Genomic DNA, 19,767 nt, shown 5'->3' with positions numbered 1-19,767 from the left:
TGACCCGGCGAGGCCGGATCACCTGGATGTATTGGATCAGTAGCGCGGCGGCTGCGCCGGGATCTGCGGCGCCGGATCGGTCGAGATCGCAACTAGGGCGCCCGATTGCAGCTTGAGCTGGCCGACAGCGACGACCTTGTCGCCCACCTTCACGCCCTTGATGATTTCGACGCGACCGTCGACCCGGCTGCCGGTCTGCACGAACGTGCGCACCGCGGAGAGGCTGGTCTTGCCGTCCTCTTCCTTCTTCTCGGTGATCACGAACACGGAGTCGCCGTACAGCGTGTAATCGACCGCCGTTTCCGGCACGGTGATCACGGCCGGCTTCGCCGGCAGCACCACCGTCGTGGTCACGAACATGCCCGGCTTCAGGATCTTCTCCGGATTGGCGACCGTCGCCTGCACGCGGATGTTGCGGGTGTCGGCCGCGACCTGCGGCTCGATCGTGGTGATCTTGGCATCGAAGGTGCGGCCGGGGTAGGCGTCGACCTTGAGCCGGACCGGCTGGCCGACCTTGAGGTTGCCCGAGTCCTTTTCGGTCACCGTGAAGTTGGCCCACAGCTCCGACAGATCGGTCAGCGAGACGATCGCCGTGCCGGCCGTCAGGTACTGGCCGACTTCGACCTTGCGGACGCCGAGATCGCCGGAGAACGGCGCACGCACCAGCTTCTGCGAGATCACCGCCTCGGTCTTGGCGATGCCGGCCAGCGCCTGATCGTAGGCGGCCTGCGCGTTATCGACGGTCGCCTGCGGGCCGAACTGGCGCGATGCCAGCTGCTTGGCGCGGTCGAGCGAGAGCTGTGCGACGGTTGCCTGCGCCTTGTAGTTGGCGAGGTCGCCCTGCTCCGGCATGTCGAAGAACTGCACCAGCGGCGTGCCGGAATCGACATGCGTACCTGGCTCGAACTTGATCTCGGTGACGCGGCCGTTGACGTCGGCGCTGACGTCGACCTGGTGCACGGCGGCAAGGCCGCCGACTGCGGTGAGCAGGTTCGGGACCACCTCGGACTTCGCCTCGGCCGCGCTGACCGCGGTCGGCGGCGGCTTGTTGTTGGCGAAGAACTGCTTGATCATCTGGCCGCGGAAGTAATTGAACCAGACGAGGCCGCCAACGAGCACGCCCAGGAGCGTGCCGACGATGATGAACCACAGCACCGGCCTAACCGGACGCTTGGGAGCCTTGGTGTCGATCGGTTCGCCCGAAATCTTGTGTTCGGTTACGATGTTCATGTCATGCGCTTTCTGCAATCGCCGTCTTGCCCGCATCCGCGGCCTGATCGCGGCCCAAATGCGAAGCAATTGCGGCGTCGTTAAGTCCGATACCCCTCAGGAGAAACTCACAGAGCTGCCGCTCCAGATCGTTCGCCTTGCCGTAGACGAGGCAGGGCGTGGCCGGCAGCCTGGTCAGCGCAGCCATCATCACCGAATGATGCGCGAACCAGAACAGGTTGAGCGGATCGCCGCTGAACGGCCGCGCGTCACCGCTGGCAACCGCACGCTCGAGCGAGGCGAGGAAGACCGCCCCGATCAGCTTCTCGATCTTGGCATATAGCAGACGGGCGAATTCGCCGTCATCCAGATGGCTGGTGGCCATCAGTCGCAGGCGCTGCGCCTCTTCCTGATCAGGCCCGTCGGCGATGTGGAGGAAATGCTGGACCATGCCGCGGATCAACTCGACCAGCGTGGCCGTCGAGGGCTCCCGCTCGAGCAGGTCCATCAGTGCCGGATCGGCTTCGCATTCGTCGCTGAGGATCTCGGCGTAGAGCGCCGCCTTGGACGGGAAATGCTTAAACAGCAGCGCCTCGGAAATGGCTGCGGCGGCCGCCACGCTCTTGGTCGTGGTGCCGGTATAGCCGTGTCGGGCAAAGCAGCGTTTTGCGGCACCGAGGATCAATTGACGCCTCAGGTCGCTCGTCATTCGCAGTGAACTCATGTTAGTGAGTAAGCACTCACCCACGCAAAAGTCAAGCAGAATGCTGCGACGCAACCTACGTGGGTGCAAACTTGTTGGAAAATGGCCACACTTCCCCGCCCGGAGGGCCCGGAACGTTGCTCAGGACGGAGCCAAGCAGGGCTAGATCGGCTGGAAGCCGAGATCGCCACGGATCCGGTTGACGATGTAAGTCCCGTCCCGGACTGGGAGAATCCGGTCCAGGCTGGCGCTGTCGATCTTCACATTGGCAAATCGCGGCCCCGCCGAGACGTTGTGGACGGCTTTGGCGAAGGCCTCGACCTCGGCCATGGTCGAGATCGCGCGGGCGTCCCCGATGCCGCAGGCCCTGGCGACGCCGACGAGGTCGGCAGCTGCGGAGGTGTGGCTGGTCTGGCCACCGGTCTCGCCATAGGCCTCGTTGTCGAGCACCACGATCGAGAGGTTGGACGGCTTCTGCAGGCCGATGGTGGCAAGGCTCCCCATCCCCATCAGCATCTCGCCGTCGCCGGTGATGACCAGCACCGGCAGTTTTGGTTGCGCCAGCGCCAGGCCAAGCCCGATCATCGCCGCGCCGCCCATGCCGCCCCAGAGGTAGAAGTTGCGGGCGTGGTCGCCGGCGGCACACATGTCGTTGGTGGAGGCTCCGAGGCCGCCGATCGCGACGACGTCCTTGCGGTTCGCAAGCAGGGTGGACACCACTTGGCGGCGATCGAGGAGATTGGCCTTGCTCATTTGGTGAAAACCTTGGCGCCGATCAGGCGCTGCGACAGCAGGACGGCGGTAGGCGTGAGCGCGTTGTAGGCCTGCGCTGCGGCCGCCTCCAGCACCGCCGGCACCTCGGCCGCATTGGACGCGCGCAGCACCTGGACGCCCGAGAGCTCGAACACGCCCTGCGTGGTCGATCCCATCGGCACCTGCCACGGATTGAACTCGCCCCACTCGCCGCGCATGGTCACCAGCGTGAGGAACGGGAAGCGCAGGATCGGGATCAGTGACAGCATGTTGATGCAATTGCCGACCCCGCTCGACTGCATCAGCAGCACGCCACGTTGTCCGCCCGTCCAGGCCCCGGCGAGGAGCGCGACGCCCTCCTCCTCCGTCGTCAGCGGAATGCCGCGCATCGTGGATGAGGCCAGCACGCGCTGGATCAGCTTCGAATGGCCGGCGTCGGGCACGTAAGGCACCTGCCGGACGTCGAAGCGTTGCAATGTCGCGAAAATATCGTCGGGCCAATTCGGGGCCGTGTCGGCAGCGTCAGCGCGGGCGTGCATTTTCCTGTCCGGTCGGCTTGCAAATCACGACACGACTGTAGACGGTGAGCCGAGCCGCTCGAAAGAGCGAAAACAGCATATCGGTCTCAACCGGCGAGTATGGCGGCGATGAACGCAAGTGCGAAAGAACTGGCGGCCAATTTCGATCTGGAGAAGCTGACACCCGAATTCTACGACGATCCCTACCCGACTTATCGTGCACTGCGGGAAAACGAGCCGGTCAAGCGCCTCCCGAACGGCACTGTGTTCCTGACCCGTTATGACGATCTCGTCACCACCTACAAGAACACAAAGTCGTTCAGTTCGGACAAGAAGCGCGAGTTCGCGCCGAAATACGGCGACACCCCGCTTTACGAGCACCACACCACGAGCCTCGTCTTCAACGACCCGCCCGCCCACACCCGCGTACGCCGCCTGATCATGGGCGCGCTGTCGCCGCGCGCGATCGCGGGCATGGAGCCCGATATCATCAAGCTGGTCGACGGCCTGCTCGATGCCATCGCCGCCAAGGGGGCTTGCGAGCTGATCGACGACTTCGCCGCGTCGATCCCCATCGAAGTGATCGGCAATCTGCTCGACGTTCCGCACGACGAACGCGAGCCGCTGCGCGACTGGTCGCTTGCGATCCTCGGTGCACTCGAACCGGTGGTGTCGCCCGAAGTGGCTGCGCGCGGCAACAAGGCGGTGAAGGACTTCCTCGCCTATCTCGAAACCCTGGTCGCGCGCAGGCGCCAAAAGCCGGGCAATCCCGAGCGTGACGTGCTGACGCGCCTGATCCAGGGAGAAGGCAACGGCGAGGAGAACGGCGAGCGGCTGACCGAGAAGGAGCTGCTGCACAACTGCATCTTCCTGCTCAATGCCGGGCACGAGACCACCACCAATCTGATCGGCAACGGCCTCGTCGCGCTGCACCGGAATCCGGACCAGAAGCAGCGGTTGATCGAAAACTCCGACATGATCAAGACTGCCGTCGAGGAGATGCTGCGCTACGAGAGCTCGAACCAGCTCGGCAACCGCATGACGACAGAGAAGATCGAGCTCGGCGGCGTCATGCTCGACGCCGGCACGTCGGTGACGCTGTGCATCGGGGCGGCCAACCGCGATCCCGCCCAGTTTCCGGAGCCCGAACGCTTCGACATCGCGCGCACGCCGAACCGGCATCTCGCCTTCGCCACCGGCGCACATCAATGCGCCGGCATGGCATTGGCGCGGCTCGAAGGCGCGATTGCGATCTCGCGCTTCCTGGCGCGCTTCCCGAACTATGCCGTGAGCCGCCATCCGGTGCGGGGCGGGCGGGTGCGGTTCCGCGGCTTCCTGAGCGTGCCCTGCTCCATAGGTTGAGGCCAGCGGGCATCATTTCGAACGAGCCACGCATTATCTGTTAGAATGCGCAAGGCACGTGAGCTGGAATGACGAATGAGTAGTCCGCCAGTCGCTGATTTCATCTCGAGGGAGGCGCGCTTCGGCGCCCGCAATTACGAGCCGCTTGGCGTTGTCCTGTCGCGCGGCGAAGGCGTCTTCGTTTGGGACACCCAGGGCAACCGATATCTGGATTGCCTCTCCGCCTATTCGGCGGTCAACCAGGGCCATTGCCACCCGAAAATCCTGGCCGCCATGGTCGAGCAGGCCGGCCGATTGACCCTGACCTCGCGCGCATTCCACAACGACCAGCTCGCTCCCTTCTACGAGGAGATCGCGGAACTCACCGGCTCTCACAAGGTGCTGCCGATGAACAGCGGAGCCGAAGCCGTTGAGAGCGCGATCAAGTCCGTGCGCAAATGGGGCTATGAGGTGAAGGGGGTGCCCGACGGGCAAGCCGAGATCATCGTCTGCGCCAACAATTTCCATGGACGCACCCTCGGTATCGTCGGTTTCTCGACCGACACGGCCACGCGCGAACATTTCGGCCCCTTCGCGCCGGGCTTCAAAATCATTCCCTTCGGCGATCTCGCCGCACTGGAAGAGGCCATCACGCCGAACACCGTCGCCTTCCTGGTCGAACCCATCCAGGGCGAAGCCGGCGTCATCATTCCACCGGCAGGCTATTTCACGGGGGTGCGCGAGCTCTGCACGGCGCACGACGTGATGCTGATCCTCGACGAGATCCAGACTGGACTCGGCCGCACCGGCAAGCTGCTTGCGGAACAGCACGAGGGCATCGAGGCGGATGTGACGCTGCTCGGCAAAGCTTTGTCCGGCGGTTTCTATCCCGTCTCGGCCGTGCTTTCCAACAACGAGGTCCTCGGCACGCTGAAACCAGGTCAGCATGGCTCAACATTTGGTGGCAATCCGCTCGCCTGCGCGGTGGCGCGCGCGGCGCTCCGCGTTCTCGTCGAGGAAGGGATGATCGAGAACGCTGCGGTGCAAGGTGAGCGCTTCCTGAAAGGCCTCAGAAGCATCCGCGCCAACACCGTGCGCGACGTGCGCGGACGAGGGCTGATGCTGGCGGTCGAGCTCAATCCTGAAGCCGGCCGTGCGCGACGCTACTGTGAGGCTCTGCAGTCCGAAGGCATCCTCGCCAAGGATACCCACGAGCATACGATCCGCTTCGCCCCGCCGCTGGTGATTACCAGTGATCAGGTTGACTGGGCCTTGGAGAGAATCGCTGCCACCCTGACGCTGGATTTCGCGTGAGGTCTGCCTGCGTCGGAAGACCGCAAGGCCGCTGGCAGCCAACAACGAACGATTTCGCCACCTGCGCGTTGAACGGTTCCGGGCGACTGGGACGAGCGTGGAGTTGCGATCATGCTTCCGCGTGCCGTGTGCCTTTCGGCGTTTTTGGTCGGTGTCTCGATGCTGGCGGCGAGCGTCGGAGCGTCCGCCCAGGACCATCGGGGTGGACCACCGGGAGCGGCTGCCCGACCGGCAGCGCCGCCCGCGATGGCCCGACCGGCGGCGCCACCTGCGATGGCGCGTCCTGCCGCGCCGGCATTTCATCCTCCGGCCATGCCGCAGCGACCGGCCATGGCGCCGAATCCGGCGCCTCGCATGGCCTCCCCGCCGCCGCGCCCGGCCCCGCACTTCGCGGCACCGCCGCAGCGAGCTGCCCCGCACGTGGCGGCACCGCGACCTGAATTCCACCGCGCTCCGGCAGCACCGCAACGTCCGGCGATGGCACCGCCGCCGACGCCGCATATTGCCGCCCCCTCACACCCCAGCGCGCCGCCGACCGTGAGCGAGCGGCGGGAACAGCCGCGCGAGACGCTGTCGCGCCAGGCCTCGGAACGCCAAGGCCGCATCGACCGCTTGCAGCAGCGTGTGCAGACATTGCAGTCGCAAAAGCCGGACGGCGCGGGAGCGCAACGCGAGCAGCAGCGATTGCTGCAGTCGCAGAATAGGCTGCTGGAGCGCGAGCAGCGCGTAAAACAGCGTGAGCAGCACGTCGAGCAGCGACAGCGCGAGATGCTGTCGCGCCAGACCGCGGAGCGCCAGACCCGCATCGATCGCCTCCAGCAGCGTGTGCAGTCGTTGCAGTCGCAAAAGCCGGACGGCGCACGCGCGCAACGCGCACAAGAACGCGCACTGACGGTGCAGAACCGTCTGCTGCAGCATGAGCAACGGGCGCAGCAAAGCGATCTGGCGCGCCAGCAGAGGCTGGGGCTGCAGGCCCACGCTGCAACAGCCGCAGCGGCTGCCGCCGCGCGCGGGCGGTTTGCCGCGCGCTTCCGCGAGCGGGCGACTGCGCAAACCCAGGCGGCCCTCGTCGCCCGCCACAGCGGCTGGGCTCCCCGGCAGGCCTGGCGACACCGCCATCCCGCGGTGTTCGTGGCATGGCTTGGGCCCGTGTTCTGGCCTTACGCCTATTCCGACATTTTTGACTACACGTTCTGGTCCTATGCCTACGAGCCCGGCTATTGGGCGTACGCGTATGACGACTTCGTCGACACCGTGTTCTGGGGCGATGACAGCCCCTATTCCGCCTATGCCAGCACCAACCCGAATGACTATCCGCAAGCCGGCGGCGGCACCCGCGCGCGCCAGCGCGCCAGCGTGAGCCCGCAAACGCTGCAGCAATTATGCGGCACACCGGACAAGGGCGTCACCGCCTGGCCGCTTGACGATATCACGCGGGCGGTGCGGCCGACGGCGGAGCAACGCGCGCTGCTCGACGCGTTGAAGACCGCGGCGGCCAACGCCGCCGGTGTGTTCAAGGACTCCTGCGCAGAGACTTATGCACTGACGCCGCCTGGCCGCTTGCGGGCGGTGATGAACCGCGTCAGCGCGACACTGGATGCTGTCAAGATCGTGCGACCGGCACTGGAGACTTTCTACAACTCGCTCAGTGACGAGCAGCAGGCCCGCTTCAACGCGCTCGGCCCCAACATCGGCGACCGCTCGCCTCGGCAGCAGCAAGCCAGTGCCCAGGAAGCCAATGCCGAAGGCTGCGGCGATCCGAAGTCCAGCCTGACCCAGTTGCCGATCCAGAGGATCGAGGCTGTGCTCCACCCCGCGGGCAAGCAGAAGGAAGCGCTCGACCGCCTCAGCGAAGCGACAGCGAAGGGCGTTGAGGGCCTACAGGCGGCCTGTCCGAATGATGTGCCGCTGACGCCGGTCGGACGACTGGAGGCGATGCAGCACCGGCTCGAGGCCATGCTTCAGGCCGCCAAGCTGGTCGAGCCCGCCCTTGACGAGTTCTATGCCACGCTGAGCAGCGAGCAGAAGGCGCGCTTCAACACGCTGCAACAACTCGCGGGCCCGTGACGGCAGCGTCGCATTCTCTCGTTGCAATTCGAGCAGCGGCCGAGCGACGCGGGGAGCCGTCATCGCCCTGCTCCACAGTTCGACCAGAACATGCGTGTCCGGGCCGCTTCTCTCTGCGAGAAGTGCGGTGGCACGGAATGCAAATAACCGCCTCGTCTTGACCTCACGCGACGGAAATCGTCTTCGGCCCAGCGTCATTCGCGGTTGGGATCGCTTGAGGCCGCTCTTTCTCATCCGAGCTGATGGCGTTGCATTGCTGGGAGTGAGCAGACAACTCAAGATCGGCCAGGTGGTCCCAGTATTCTGCTTCTGCGAGCAGCTTCCATTTGTTCATGCTGTTGTACGCGGCCTGTTGGCGGCACAGCGAACCCATCGCACGCAAGCGCTGCACTCTCTCCACTGCCTCCACTGCGAACCTCCCTTCGCGCCAGCTTGTTTACAAGCGCATTTATGTTGTCACAATTTCGCAGATTGAATTGACGAGTGATAGTCCGGTGTTTGACGGTCAATCGATGATAGCGCAATCGTCTGACTTTTCACCGACGTGAGCAGCTCCAGCCCTGAGAGCTAGTCGAGCTCTCAGCGCTGCAGCCCCTTCGGCCAGCGGTGTACGCAGGCACGCAACAAGACTCGCGTCGGACGACGGGTTCCCACGTCGCGGGTGCATTCCATTTCAGGACTGAAATCTTAATTGTCAGCGGCCTTCCCGCGATAGTGGTTAGCTGGCGATCAGACCGGGCCGGACAAGGTTTGATCCCGAAACTATTTTGGCCCGGCACATTGGACTGCAAGACCGCCTTCGGGCGGTCTTTCCTTATCGCCATAATAGAACTGGCCTGGGACTGGAACACGCCGGGGCCTCAGGCAAAAGTCGCTAGCGTTGCCCCGCCGATCACAACAATGGCCCCGACGATTGCACGTCGGGGCCATCCAAGATCATCAGGCGTGGGTACATCCGCCGTGCCTGCCGATCGTTGATGCCACTGATTACCGCATCCGATCTGGCGCAGACCGTGGCGAGGCTGCGGCATCGGGATGATATCATTCTGCCTGAAAGCTGACGGCTGTCCACCTCTCGTTGGTGGTACTCCAACCGGCTCGCTGAAGCGCTCGAGCCCGCCGCTTCGGTGCCGTCAAGCGGAAGACGCGCTTCAACACGCTGCAACAGGTCGCACGCCCGTAAGGACGGCGCTGGTGGGAACTACACCACCGTCCTGTGCCGCTCGATGCAGGCGCGCAGCACCTCGTCCATCGGTTTGCCCCACCAGTCGTTGGAGAAGATCTCGATCTCCGAATAACCGGCATAGCCTTGCGCTTCGACAGCGGCGCGCGCCGATTTGATGTCGATCACGCCGTCGCCCATCATGCCGCGGTCGTTGAGGATGTCCCTGGTCGGCACCAGCCAGTCGCAGACATGGAACGCGAGCAGGCGGTCTCGGCCGGCGCGCGCGATCTGGGCCATCAGCTCCGGATCCCACCAGATGTGATAGACGTCAAGCGCGACGCCGAGCATGCCGCTGCGGCCGGGGTCGAGCCGATCGCAGATGTCGAGCGCCTGTTTCGTCGTGTTCACGCAAGCGCGGTCGGCGGCATAGGCCGGATGCAAGGGCTCGATCGCCAGCGGCAGCTTTGCCTGTCTGGCATAGTCGAGCATCTCGGCGAGAGCCTCCTCGACCTGACCGCGCGCTGCGACGATGTCCTTGGACGCCTCACTGCCCGGCCGCGAATATTGCGGCAGACCGCCAACGACGAGAACGATGCAGGGCGCGCCCAGCGCCTTGGCCTCATCCACGCAGCGGCGATTGTCGTCGCGAACCTCGCCGCGACGCGATGCGTCCGAGGTGAACATGCCGCCACGGCAGTAGCCCGACAGCTCGAGGCCGGCATCGCGCACCGCGCGTGCGGCGCGGTCGAGACCGACGGCAGCGACCTGATCGCGCCAGGGGTCGATGGCGCGGATGCCGTGCTTCGCACAGGCGTCGATGATCTCGACGAGGTCACCCTGCTTGCGGACCGTCGCCGTGTTCAGCGACAGCCAGCGATGGTCGGACGAGAAATCGCGCATCAGTCTTCCAGTCCGTGCGAGGCCAGCACGGTCTTCATCCGCCGCGTCGCCAGTTCCGGATTGGCGAGCAGGCCGGCCTTGTCGGCCAGACGGAATAGCTCGGCCAGATGCAGCGTGGAGCGCGTGCTTTCCTGACCGCCGACCATGGTAAAGTGGTCCTGGTGGCCGTTGAGATACGCCATGAAGACGACGCCGGTCTTGTAGAAGCGCGTCGGTGCCTTGAAAATGTGACGCGACAGCGGCACCGTCGGCCCGAGCACGTCGTGGAAGCCCGCCTCGTCGCCGGTCGCGAGCCGCGACAGCGCGTAGGACGCCGCCGGTGCGATCGCGTCAAAGATGCCGAGCAGCGCGTGCGAAAAGCCTTGGCTATCGCCGGCGATCAGCTCCGCGTAATTAAAATCGTCGCCGGTATACATCTTGATGCGCTTGTCGAGACGACGGCGCATGTCGATCTCGCGCTGCTTGTCGAGCAGCGAGACTTTTACGCCGTCGACTTTGGCGGCGTTGTTGTTGATGATGGCCACCGCGACGTCCATCGCCTTGTCGAGGTCCTTGGTGCCCCAATATCCGGTCAGAGCGGGATCGAACATATCGCCGAGCCAGTGGATGATCACGGGCTCGCGGACCTGCGACAGCACGCGGTTATAGACCTTGGCGTAATCGTCGGCGCTGCGGCCGAGTTTTGCGAGAGCACGCGACGCCATCAGGATGATGCGGCCGCCGACCTTCTCGACGGCCGAGAGCTGCTCCTCATAGGCGCGAATGACGTCGTCGAGGCTCTTGGCGTCCTCGACCGCGAGGTGATCGGTGCCGGCGCCAGAGAACACCAGCGCATTGCGCCGCTTGGCGGCGGCGACCGAACGCATGATCAGCTCCAGCGAGGTCGGCCAGTCCAGCCCCATGCCGCGCTGCGCGGTGTCCATGGCTTCGGCGACGCCGAGGCCGAGGTCCCAGACGTGCTCGCGGAAGGCGATGGTCTTGTCCCAGTCGATGGCAGCCGAGAGCCAGGGATCGTTGTCCGCAAAGGGATCGACAACCGTGTGCACGGCCGAGAACGCGATGCGGTTCAGCGTGCCTTCGAGTTTCGCGGGAAACGTTCGCGACGCCGCGAGCCGGTAGGTCTCGATCGAACGATCCGCCTTCGGGAGCTTGAGCGACAATGACGACATTGGTTGGACGGGTTTGTTCATGATTTCAGACCTCTGCCCGTCATTGCGAGGAGCGAAGCGACGAAGCAATCCAGACCGTCGCCGCGGAGGGACTCTGGATTGCTTCGCTTCGCTCGCAATGACGGCTTGGTAAACATCGCGGCTTATCCAACTGACCTCAGGCCTTGATCGGGGCGACGTCGATCCAGCGCCGCTCCTTCCAGCTCTTCAGCGCGCATTCGGCGAGCTGCACGCCCTTGACGCCTTCGAGCAGCGTGAACTTGTAGGGCGCGTCCTCGTAGACGTGGCGGATGAACATCTCCCACTGCTCCTTGAAGCCGTTGTCGTAGGTGACGTTGTCAGGCAGCTTCTGCCAGTCGCCGTAGAAGTCGTGCAGCCGCTTCTCGTCGGGATTCCACACCGGCCGGGGCGTCGCCTGCCGCGCCTGGATCATGCAATCCGACAGGCCCGCGACCGCCGAGCCGTGTGTGCCGTCGACCTGGAAGGTGACGAGGTCGTCGCGATAGACGCGCGTCACCCAGGACATGTTGATATGGGCGATGACGCCGCCCTCGAGCTGGAAGGTCGCGTAGGCGGAATCATCCGCGGTCGCCTTGTACTTCTTGCCCTGCTCGTCAAAACGCTCGGGGATGTCGGTGTTGCCGATGCAGACCACGCTCTGGACATTGCCGAACAGGTTGTCGAGCACGTAGCGCCAGTGGCAGACCATGTCGAGGATGATGCCGCCACCGTCCTCGTCGCGGTAGTTCCAGGACGGCCGCTGCGCCTCCTGCCAACCGCCTTCGAACACCCAATAGCCGAATTCGCCGCGCACCGAGAGGATGCGGCCGAAGAAGCCGGAGTCGCGCAGGAAGGCGATCTTCTTCAGGCCGGGCAGGAACAGCTTGTCTTGCACCGTGCCATGCTTGACGCCCTTTGCGTTGGCGAGCTTGACGACCTCGAGCGCCTCCTCGAAATTCGTCGCGATCGGCTTCTCGCAATAGACGTGCTTGCCGGCATTGATGGCCTGGGTCAGAAGGCCGGGCCGCGCCTGCGTGGTCGCGGCGTCGAAGAACATGGTGTCGTTCTTGTCGGCGAGCGCCGCATCGAGGTCGGTGGTCCAGCGCGTGATGTTGTAGCGCTTGGCGAGGGCTTCGACCTTGTCGGCGCTGCGGCCGACCAGGATCGGATCGGGCATCACGCGATCGCCGTTCTTCAGCCGAACGCCGCCCTGCTCGCGGATCGCGACGATCGAGCGGATCAGATGCTGGTTGAGCCCCATGCGGCCGGTGACGCCGTTCATGATGAGGCCGAGGCGTTGGGTGGTCATGCCAATTACTCCCAAGGTGATTTTGGCTGTTCGAGCGGGGCGAGCGCCGACCAGTCCGGATGGACCGTCGTCGCAAAGCCCGTTGTGGCGAGCGATCCCGTCAGGAGATCGCCGTTGTGAATGGAGAGCCGGATGCCCTGCCCGGCATCGGCATAGAGATCTGGATGTGCGGCCGCGAAGGCCGCAGCTTCAGCGGCGGGCGTCTCGCCGAAGCCATCGACATAGTGGTGACCGTTGCGCTCGGCATGGGTGACGCCGATGAAGGCCCCGAGTGCGAGATCCTGCTGCACGGCAAGACCGGCCTGGCAGGTCAGGTCCTCGCCGGTCACGAAGAACCGCGCGCCGTCCGCGCTCCATTTCGCCGCGCGCGTCGCGTTGACGATGGACTTGTAGAGGCCCTTGCAGGATTTCGAGGAAATGCCGCAATAGCCGAGCGCACGCGCCGCCGGGAAGGCATCGTAGGAATCGTCGGCCTCGTCGATGATGAAGCCGTGCGCGGCGAGCGAGCCGAGCGGCGACTGCCGCGTGATATCGCGCGGCATTGGCTGTTCGACATAGAGCAGCCGTGACGCGATCGACCGCAACGCGGCATCATGGTCGAGCCGGTCGGTCAGCGCATGCAGTGCCGAGAGATCGGCATACTGCTCGTTGGCGTCAAGCGTCACCTTGTAGTCACGCCGCAGCGTATCGAGCTCCTTGCCAATACGCGTCAACCGCGCTGCATCAGCCGCGAAATCCCCTGATAGCTTCAGCTTGAAGTAATTAGCACCGGCGTTCTCGCGCGCATCGGCAACACCGCCCTCACCTTCGACGGTATCGTCGAGGCCCACGGTGTGCCTGATGGCAACGCGCGGCAGCGGCTCTCGGCCCGCGAGAAACTGCGCGATATCCGTTTCCTTCAGGTCAGGAGAAAGTCGCGCATCGATGCCCGCGACGTTGCCGGCCATCCCGTCGAAGAAGTTGGTGTCCATGGCACGCAGCAGTGCGTCGAGGATCGCCTTGTCGATTTCCGCGGGGCCATAAGCCGCCGCAAGCGCCGGAATATTCTTTTTCGCGCAAGTCGCGACCTGCGCGCCGATGCACGAGGCATGCAGATCGAACGCCGTCAGAAATCCAGTCCGCGCCAGATAAAGGCCGCGCGCGATCTCGAGCGAGCGGCGCAGGCCGTCGACCGTCTGCGCCGGCGATAGCTCCGGTCGCTTGTCGAACCATTTGGGCACCAGCAACTCGGCGCTGGCGCCGACCGCCGTCCCCCTGCCCTCGACCTCGATCTCGACCCGCACGAACAGCTGCGGCGTCGCGTTGATGGTGATCGCGCCAAAGCGGAACGGCCGCGCAAAATGCACGGGACGTTCAAAGAACGCGATGTCTCGCAGCTTCAGGCGCGGCGCCATGACTTCAATCCAGCGAACCTTGCGAGAAAAAATGCTTGCGGATGCGTTGCACGAGCTCGGTGAAGACAGGATCGGCCATCACATCGAGCGACCGCGGGCGCGGCAGCGGCACGTCGTAGATCGCAGCGATCGCACCGGGACGCTCGGTCATGACCAGCACGCGGTCGGCGAGGAACACGGCCTCGGGAATCGAATGCGTGATCAGGAGCACCGTCTTCTTCGTCTCGCGCTGGATCCGCATCAGCTCAACATTCATGCGCTCGCGCGTCAACGCGTCGAGCGCGCCGAACGGCTCGTCCATCAGCATGATCTTGGGATCGTGCACCAGCGCACGGCAGATCGAAGCGCGCTGCTGCATACCGCCCGAGAGCTGCCAGGGCAGCTTCTTCTCGAAACCTTCGAGGCCGACCAACCTCAAGAGCGCCTTGGCGCGATCGAGATATTGTTGTCGTGGCAGCCGCTTCATGTCGATCGGCAGCATCACGTTCGCGAGGATGTTGCGCCAGGGCAGCAGCAGCGCGTTCTGGAACACGATGCCGACATTGCCGTGCGGCTTCGTGACCTTCTCACCCTCGACCAGGACCTCGCCTGATGTCGGCGGCAGCAACCCCGAGATCAGCTTGAGCAGCGTGGACTTGCCGCAGCCGCTTGGGCCGACCACGACGAAGAACTCGCCGTCGTTGATGTGGAAATCGAGCGGACGCAGCGACGGCACGTCGCCGTCGCGCGTCCGGTAGGTCTTCGACACGCCGGACAGTTTGATGCCCGACGCATCGCCGGCAGCCCGGTCGCTCACCAGTCTCAGATGCGCGGCCTGCTGCACGGTTTCACTCGCTACTGCGGCTTGCTTCACGATCCGCTCTTCGGCAGATAATCGTTGGTGTAGAAGGCCTTCGGGTTCTCCTTGGCCTTGGCATCCAGTCCGCCATATTCGACCATGAGATTGACGGAGTCCGTCATGTTCTGGTCGGTGACCTGGAACGGCCGCTTGCTCTTGGTCTCAGCGGTCCGGTAGAGCGGAATGGTCAGCTCAAAACCCTGCGTCAGGGTGTCGATCTTGCCGCCCTTGGGGTTGGCATCGAGAATCGATTGCGCCGCGGCCTTCGGCTCCTTCTCGGCAGCTTCGACCGCCTTGGTCGTCGCTGACATGAAGCGGCGAACGAGATCGGCATTGGCCTTCACATAATCGGAGTTGGCGATGATGCCCGAGGAGACCATGTTAATGCCGTAGTCGGCGAACTTGATCGGATAGACGTCCTTGCCGGTGGCATCCTTGATCTTCATCGACTGGTCCATGACGTAGCCGAGCAGCAGGTCGGCCTGGCCGTTGATGACGGCGTTGAGCTTGGTCTGGCCGTCGCCGGCGACCGTCTGGAAATCGCTCTCCTTCAGGCCGGTCTTCTTCAGGAATAGCGGCCAGATCTGGGTCATGGAGTCGGCCGGTGTGATCGCCACCGTCTTGCCCTTGATGTCCTCAGGCTTCCTGATGTTCTTGTCGGCAAAGCCCATGGCGGACATCGGGCTGGTCTGGAGCAGCACGCCGGTTGCGACGACAGGTGCGCCCTTGATCGCAGCGCGCATCATGGTGGGAACGTCGACATAGCCGAAGTCGGCGGTCTTGGCGGCGACAGCCTGCGTGGTCGCCGCCGAACCGCGGCCTTCTTGGATCTCGAGGTCGATGCCCTCGGCCGCGTAAATGCCCTTGGCCTTGCCGTAATAGAACGGCGCGTGCTCGCCATAGACGTACCAGTTCAGCATCAGAACGACCTTGTCGGCTGCCTGTGCCGGCATCGCCGCGAACACCATCAGCGCCGCCGAGACAGCTCCTATCCACCGCTTCATGTTTCTCTCCCTTGCCCTTGTTGCGTCGGCCGTTGATGGCCGTTCGTTGCCTTAGTTTTGTTACGAGGCGAAAATCACGTCTTCGCGCTGGCTGACATGCCAGGGAATGACCAGCTTCTCGATCCGGTCCACGATCCAGAACAGGATCACGCCGAGCAGCGCCAGGATCACGAGCGCTGCGAACATCGTCGGCAGGTCGAACGTGCCGATCGAGCGCTGCATCACGTAGCCGATGCCGGAATTGGAGCCGACGAACTCGCCGACGACGGCGCCGACCACGGCAAGCGTCACCGACACTTTGAGGCCGGAGAAGATCGCGGGCAGCGCATGCGGCAGGTTCACGGCGAGGAAAACCCGGAACCGGCTGCCCTGCATGGCGCGCGCGAGATCGACCATGTCAGGGTCGACCGACTTGAAGCCCTGCACGGCGGAAACGACCACGGGGAAGAAGCCGAGCAGGAACGCCGAAATCACTTTTGGAATGATGCCGAAGCCAAACCACACCACGAACAGCGGCGCGATCGCGATCTTCGGCACGGATTGCGAGAACACCAGCAGTGGATAGACATAGCTCTCCACTGTCTTCGACCCCGCGATCAGCATCGCAACGGGGATGCCGAACAGCGCCGACAGCAGGAAGCCGCAGACGGTCGCATAGGTGGTCGGCCAGGACTGGCGCAGCAGTTCCGGCCATTCGGTGCGCAGCACGGCGAGAACATCGCACGGCGCCGGGATCTGATAGGCGGGAATTTTGAACAGCCGGATCGCAAGATCCCAGGCGACGATGATGAAGACCAGGAACAAGAACGGCCGGACCCAGGCCGCGTTCAGCATCTTGGACACCGCACCTTGCGGCTTCAACTCACCCACGTCTCACTCCCGGCATTCTTCTTCGTTCGGGGGAGAAATTAACTCGTTGGATAAATACTGTCCAGAGCTTTCCCTGTGACGTTTTGTGCCGGTTCCTGGCCTCCTCTCGTGTCCCGGACGCGCTGCTGCGCTACGTCCGGGGCACGAGACCGCCTCACCCTCGGTGTCATTCCCCGCGAAGACGGGGAGTCCAGTACGCCGCGGCTTCTCGGTTCAATCTCAACCGTCTCTGGAATACTGGATTGCCCGCCTTCGCGGGCAATGACGGCGGAGATTGAGGAAACGACGGGCGATTAGTCCACCAACGCGCGGACTAGGCCGCTAAACCGTCTGCGCCACGGCTGTGCGCGACTTCGGCGACTTGGCGATCTCGAACAGCGCGGTCGATCGGCCCGTCAGCGCGGCCAGCACGAGGCCGACCATGTGCGAAAGCCGCTCGTCCTTCGCGTCCTTGGCCAGCAGATCGCGGCCGAAGATCACGCTCAACGTGGCCGAATTGGAGAGATAGAAGAAGCAAAGCCCCGCGATCGAGATATAGAGCTGCACGGGATCGACCGCGACCTGGAAATCGCCGCTGTCGACGCCGCGCCGCACCACGGTGCGGATCATCTCGACGAAGGGCGAGTGCATGGACTTGACCTTGGTCGAGCGCTTCAGGTGCTTTGCGCGCGCGAGGTTCTCGGTCTGGAGCAGCGACAGGAATTCCGGGTTGCGCAGGAAGTAGTTCCAGGTGAATTCGATCAGGCGCCGGATCGCTTCGGGCGGATCGAGATGCTCGAGATCCAGCCCCCGCTCCTCGCTGCGGATCTTGTCATAGGCGCCTTCGAGCACCGCGAGATAGAGCTCGTCCTTGTTGCCGACGTGGTAATAGAGCATGCGCTTGTTGGCGCCGGCCTTCGCCGCGATGCGGTCGACACGCGCGCCCGCGAGCCCGTGCGCCGAAAACTCCTGCTTGGCGGCTTCGAGAATGCGCAGCCGCATCCCCTCCGGATCGCGCTGCCATTTCAGAGTTCGCTTTGCCTTCGCCAAACCGGTTGCTCGCTGGGTGCTGTCATGACGCGTGTAACACGCGGGCGGGCGTTTGAGAACGATCTCGTGCCCCGGACGCAGCTTCGTAGGGTGGGCAAAGGCGCATTTGCGCCGTGCCCACGTCTTCTCATCAATTGGGCAAAGACGTGGGCACGCTCCGCTTTGCCCACCCTACGGGAGTCTTCGTCGCATCCGCACAACGACGCGGGAAGAGTACGGCCCCTTACTCCGCCGGCTTCGGCGAGCGCTCCAGCAGCACGGTCTGGATCCCGCAGGTGCCGTTCCGCACCGTCATGATCCGCGTGCCCGGCTTGCGGCCGTTGCGCACCTCGGTGACGTCGAGGCCAGCGGCGACCAGGCGGGCGCGCGTGGCGTCGATGTCGGCGACCCGCCAGCTCAGGCCCCAGAGACGATCATGCAGGGAATCCCCGCCCGCCACGGGGCGGCGCACCACTTCGACGATGAGGTCGCCGCAGCGGAAGAACATCAGCTGGCCCCAATCCTGGTGCGAGCGGTCCAGTGCGAGATCAAGGCCGAGCCGCGCGCCATAGAGCGCAGCGGCGCGGTCGGAATCCTCGGTGGTGACCACGACGTGGTCGAGCCCATCGATCGGCGCGATGTCGGTCGCAGCCGACAACGGCCGCTCCTCCGCGAGCTCGAGGAAGAACATGCGCACGCCGCGCGTCAATTCGGTGGCGGCACGCGTGCGTTTCCAGTGCAGGACTGCGCCGCTCGCGACGTCGCTGCTTTCGACCTCGGCGATCGGGTCCGGCCTCAGGGCCACCCGCTCCAGCCGCCTATGCATCTTGCCCATGTCTGCGACACGAAAGCACAGGCTGGCGAGCACGCCCTCGCGATCGTCGAGCAGCGCGCGGATCCGGTCCGCCGCAACGTTAAAGCCGCTCGGCGCCATCAGCTCGATCGTCATGTTCGCAAGCGTGAACAGCACGCGGTCGGCGCCCTCGCCGGAATTCTGCCAGGCCGGCGCGCGCCCGAGCAGCGTCTGATACGCCGCCTTGGCCGCACCGATATCCCTCACCAGGGCGACGACGTGATCGAGGCCGGTGATCATCATTCCCCCCTTGATCGACCTGGAACCATTCCGAAGGACGGCGTTTGTCCGGGCTTGGCATGGACCGGTGATGGTCGTATTCCGGCCCCATGCCGACCTCAAGCGCTCGGGCGGCAGATTTGCGAATAATTTCAGCGTCCCCAGAGCGGAACCGGTGTTAGAGTAAGCTCGCCGGCCGGGACCACCCAGCGCATCACGGACAACCAATGCAGGCTCTCTTTATCGGTCAGACCTATATCGACGTCGTCTTCATCACCGACCACATGCCGACCGGCGACGAAAAGCACGTGGCAACGGACTACGCGGTCTCCTTCGGCGGCAACGCGGTCACGGCGGCGTTCTGCTGCGCCAAGCTCGGCATCGTGCCCGACCTCATCGCCACGGCGGCCAATGACTGGCTGGGGCGGATGTTCCAGGACATGTGCGCGAAATACGCGATCTCGCTGCACGGGCGGAAGGTGAACCAGTCCTCGCTGTCCTTCATCATGCCCAAGGACGGCAAGCGCGCCATCGTCCGCTGCCGCGACGACGAGCACATCCATCCGTTCCCGATGCTCAATCTCGGCGGCTGCCGCGCCCTGCACATCGACGGCCATCAGCCCGATGCCGCGATCCACTATGCAAAGGTCTGCCGCGAGGCCGGAATCCTGACCTCGCTCGACGGCGGCGGCCTGCGCACCAACACGCATGAGCTGCTCGCATTCATCGACGTCGCCATCGTCGCCGAACGCCTGTGTGAGCAGATGGACCTGACGCCCGAGAAGATGCTCGACTACCTCAAGAGCCGCGGCTGCAAGATCGGCGGCGTCACCATGGGTGAGAAGGGTCTGCTCTGGTACAATGAAACGGGTGCGGTCGAGGTCATGCCGGCGATGCCGATCCCGCGCGAGCGCGTGATCGACACCAACGGCGCCGGCGACGTCTTCCACGGTGCCTATGTCTATTCGTACCTCGCACACCCCGGCAAAAGCTGGCGCGAGCATTTTGATTTTGCCCGCGCCGCCTCGACCTTCAAGATCCAGCGCCTCGGCAACGAGGCCGGGCTGCCGACCCTTGTGGACATCGCCAAAGTCAGGCACGAGTTCGAAGTCAGGGTCTAGGGTTTTGTAAGG

At 64.4% G+C, this 19,767-nt stretch carries 18 protein-coding genes; 4 read left to right on the top strand and 14 right to left on the bottom strand.

Translation table 11 applies throughout. From position 1 onward, the window contains the following. Positions 1-36 precede the first annotated feature (36 nt). The 4 genes from ABIB95_RS06070 to ABIB95_RS06055 form a co-directional block, all read right to left on the bottom strand. Complete coding sequence (locus ABIB95_RS06070; RefSeq protein ID WP_354238225.1) at positions 37-1,230, bottom strand: efflux RND transporter periplasmic adaptor subunit; 1,194 nt, start codon at positions 1,228-1,230, stop codon at positions 37-39. Position 1,231: 1 nt separating this feature from the next. Continuing rightward, entirely contained in the window at positions 1,232-1,933 is a 702-nt protein-coding gene (locus tag ABIB95_RS06065) for a TetR/AcrR family transcriptional regulator (RefSeq protein ID WP_071915901.1), read from the bottom strand. 141 nt (positions 1,934-2,074) lie between these two features. Continuing rightward, positions 2,075-2,665, bottom strand: coding sequence for a thiamine pyrophosphate-dependent enzyme (locus ABIB95_RS06060; RefSeq protein WP_354238224.1), 591 nt, complete (start codon positions 2,663-2,665; stop codon positions 2,075-2,077). Continuing rightward, on the bottom strand, positions 2,662-3,204 hold the full coding sequence (locus ABIB95_RS06055) for a hypothetical protein (protein WP_014496966.1): 543 nt from the start codon (positions 3,202-3,204) through the stop codon (positions 2,662-2,664). Before ABIB95_RS06055 ends, ABIB95_RS06060 begins: the two co-directional genes overlap by 4 nt. Before the next feature lie 108 nt (positions 3,205-3,312). Here ABIB95_RS06055 and ABIB95_RS06050 point away from each other — a divergent pair, with 108 nt between their 5' ends. From ABIB95_RS06050 to ABIB95_RS06040, 3 genes are all read left to right on the top strand, one after another. Then, positions 3,313-4,545: a cytochrome P450 gene (locus ABIB95_RS06050; RefSeq protein ID WP_354238223.1), complete on the top strand. Its 1,233-nt coding sequence runs from the start codon at positions 3,313-3,315 to the stop codon at positions 4,543-4,545. Between the two features lie 75 nt (positions 4,546-4,620). Further along, the gene (gene rocD, locus ABIB95_RS06045; protein ID WP_354238222.1) at positions 4,621-5,838 is read left to right on the top strand and encodes an ornithine--oxo-acid transaminase; all 1,218 of its coding nucleotides are present in this window, start codon (positions 4,621-4,623) and stop codon (positions 5,836-5,838) included. Between the two features lie 477 nt (positions 5,839-6,315). After that, entirely contained in the window at positions 6,316-7,905 is a 1,590-nt protein-coding gene (locus ABIB95_RS06040) for a Spy/CpxP family protein refolding chaperone (RefSeq protein ID WP_354238221.1), read from the top strand. A gap of 163 nt (positions 7,906-8,068) precedes the next feature. Here the strand turns inward: ABIB95_RS06040 and ABIB95_RS06035 are convergent, their stop codons facing one another. The 10 genes from ABIB95_RS06035 to ABIB95_RS05990 form a co-directional block, all read right to left on the bottom strand. Then, positions 8,069-8,314, bottom strand: a complete 246-nt coding sequence (locus ABIB95_RS06035; protein ID WP_310473371.1) for a hypothetical protein — start codon at positions 8,312-8,314, stop codon at positions 8,069-8,071. 792 nt (positions 8,315-9,106) lie between these two features. Further along, positions 9,107-9,970, bottom strand: a complete 864-nt coding sequence (locus ABIB95_RS06030; protein WP_354238220.1) for a sugar phosphate isomerase/epimerase family protein — start codon at positions 9,968-9,970, stop codon at positions 9,107-9,109. After that, positions 9,970-11,160, bottom strand: a complete 1,191-nt coding sequence (locus tag ABIB95_RS06025) for a dihydrodipicolinate synthase family protein (protein WP_354238219.1) — start codon at positions 11,158-11,160, stop codon at positions 9,970-9,972. Before ABIB95_RS06025 ends, ABIB95_RS06030 begins: the two co-directional genes overlap by 1 nt. A 136-nt stretch (positions 11,161-11,296) precedes the next feature. Then, a complete protein-coding gene (locus ABIB95_RS06020; RefSeq protein WP_354238218.1) occupies positions 11,297-12,448 on the bottom strand; it encodes a Gfo/Idh/MocA family protein in 1,152 nt (383 codons plus the stop codon). Positions 12,449-12,453: 5 nt separating this feature from the next. Continuing rightward, positions 12,454-13,842, bottom strand: coding sequence for an enolase-like domain-containing protein (locus tag ABIB95_RS06015; protein WP_354238217.1), 1,389 nt, complete (start codon positions 13,840-13,842; stop codon positions 12,454-12,456). 4 nt (positions 13,843-13,846) lie between these two features. Then, entirely contained in the window at positions 13,847-14,695 is an 849-nt protein-coding gene (locus ABIB95_RS06010) for an ABC transporter ATP-binding protein (protein ID WP_354238216.1), read from the bottom strand. After that, positions 14,692-15,684 carry an ABC transporter substrate-binding protein gene (locus ABIB95_RS06005; protein ID WP_071915911.1) on the bottom strand — a complete coding sequence of 331 codons (993 nt, stop codon included), beginning with the start codon at positions 15,682-15,684 and terminating at the stop codon, positions 14,692-14,694. The genes ABIB95_RS06010 and ABIB95_RS06005 overlap by 4 nt, the downstream gene beginning before the upstream one ends. 60 nt (positions 15,685-15,744) lie before the next feature. Then, positions 15,745-16,554, bottom strand: coding sequence for an ABC transporter permease (locus ABIB95_RS06000; protein ID WP_354238215.1), 810 nt, complete (start codon positions 16,552-16,554; stop codon positions 15,745-15,747). A 321-nt stretch (positions 16,555-16,875) separates the two neighbouring features. Further along, the gene (locus ABIB95_RS05995; RefSeq protein WP_354238214.1) at positions 16,876-17,583 is read right to left on the bottom strand and encodes a TetR/AcrR family transcriptional regulator; all 708 of its coding nucleotides are present in this window, start codon (positions 17,581-17,583) and stop codon (positions 16,876-16,878) included. Between the two features lie 223 nt (positions 17,584-17,806). Further along, positions 17,807-18,655, bottom strand: a complete 849-nt coding sequence (locus ABIB95_RS05990) for a VOC family protein (protein ID WP_354238461.1) — start codon at positions 18,653-18,655, stop codon at positions 17,807-17,809. 206 nt (positions 18,656-18,861) lie between these two features. Here ABIB95_RS05990 and ABIB95_RS05985 point away from each other — a divergent pair, with 206 nt between their 5' ends. Then, on the top strand, positions 18,862-19,755 hold the full coding sequence (locus tag ABIB95_RS05985; RefSeq protein ID WP_014496984.1) for a sugar kinase: 894 nt from the start codon (positions 18,862-18,864) through the stop codon (positions 19,753-19,755). Positions 19,756-19,767: the final 12 nt, after the last annotated feature.

The organism is Bradyrhizobium sp. LA2.1 (assembly GCF_040547725.1).
Lineage (GTDB): Bacteria > Pseudomonadota > Alphaproteobacteria > Rhizobiales > Xanthobacteraceae > Bradyrhizobium > Bradyrhizobium barranii.
The sequence above is the reverse complement of the archived record's forward strand: the minus strand, read 5'-3'. Positions and strand labels throughout refer to the sequence as shown.

Excerpts from the sequence above, each read along its gene's own strand:
- ABIB95_RS06040 (WP_354238221.1), top strand. The coding sequence starts at position 6,316 with ATGGCACCGCCGCCGACGCCGCATATTGCCGCCCCCTCACACCCCAGC.
- ABIB95_RS06065 (WP_071915901.1), bottom strand. The coding sequence starts at position 1,933 with ATGAGTTCACTGCGAATGACGAGCGACCTGAGGCGTCAATTGATCCTC.
- ABIB95_RS06025 (WP_354238219.1), bottom strand. The coding sequence starts at position 11,160 with ATGAACAAACCCGTCCAACCAATGTCGTCATTGTCGCTCAAGCTCCCG.
- ABIB95_RS06060 (WP_354238224.1), bottom strand. The coding sequence starts at position 2,665 with ATGAGCAAGGCCAATCTCCTCGATCGCCGCCAAGTGGTGTCCACCCTG.
- ABIB95_RS06030 (WP_354238220.1), bottom strand. The coding sequence starts at position 9,970 with ATGCGCGATTTCTCGTCCGACCATCGCTGGCTGTCGCTGAACACGGCG.
- ABIB95_RS06070 (WP_354238225.1), bottom strand. The coding sequence starts at position 1,230 with ATGAACATCGTAACCGAACACAAGATTTCGGGCGAACCGATCGACACC.
- ABIB95_RS06015 (WP_354238217.1), bottom strand. The coding sequence starts at position 13,842 with ATGGCGCCGCGCCTGAAGCTGCGAGACATCGCGTTCTTTGAACGTCCC.
- ABIB95_RS06050 (WP_354238223.1), top strand. The coding sequence starts at position 3,313 with ATGAACGCAAGTGCGAAAGAACTGGCGGCCAATTTCGATCTGGAGAAG.
- rocD (WP_354238222.1), top strand. The coding sequence starts at position 4,621 with ATGAGTAGTCCGCCAGTCGCTGATTTCATCTCGAGGGAGGCGCGCTTC.
- ABIB95_RS06020 (WP_354238218.1), bottom strand. The coding sequence starts at position 12,448 with ATGACCACCCAACGCCTCGGCCTCATCATGAACGGCGTCACCGGCCGC.
- ABIB95_RS06005 (WP_071915911.1), bottom strand. The coding sequence starts at position 15,684 with ATGAAGCGGTGGATAGGAGCTGTCTCGGCGGCGCTGATGGTGTTCGCG.
- ABIB95_RS05990 (WP_354238461.1), bottom strand. The coding sequence starts at position 18,655 with ATGATCACCGGCCTCGATCACGTCGTCGCCCTGGTGAGGGATATCGGT.
- ABIB95_RS05985 (WP_014496984.1), top strand. The coding sequence starts at position 18,862 with ATGCAGGCTCTCTTTATCGGTCAGACCTATATCGACGTCGTCTTCATC.
- ABIB95_RS06055 (WP_014496966.1), bottom strand. The coding sequence starts at position 3,204 with ATGCACGCCCGCGCTGACGCTGCCGACACGGCCCCGAATTGGCCCGAC.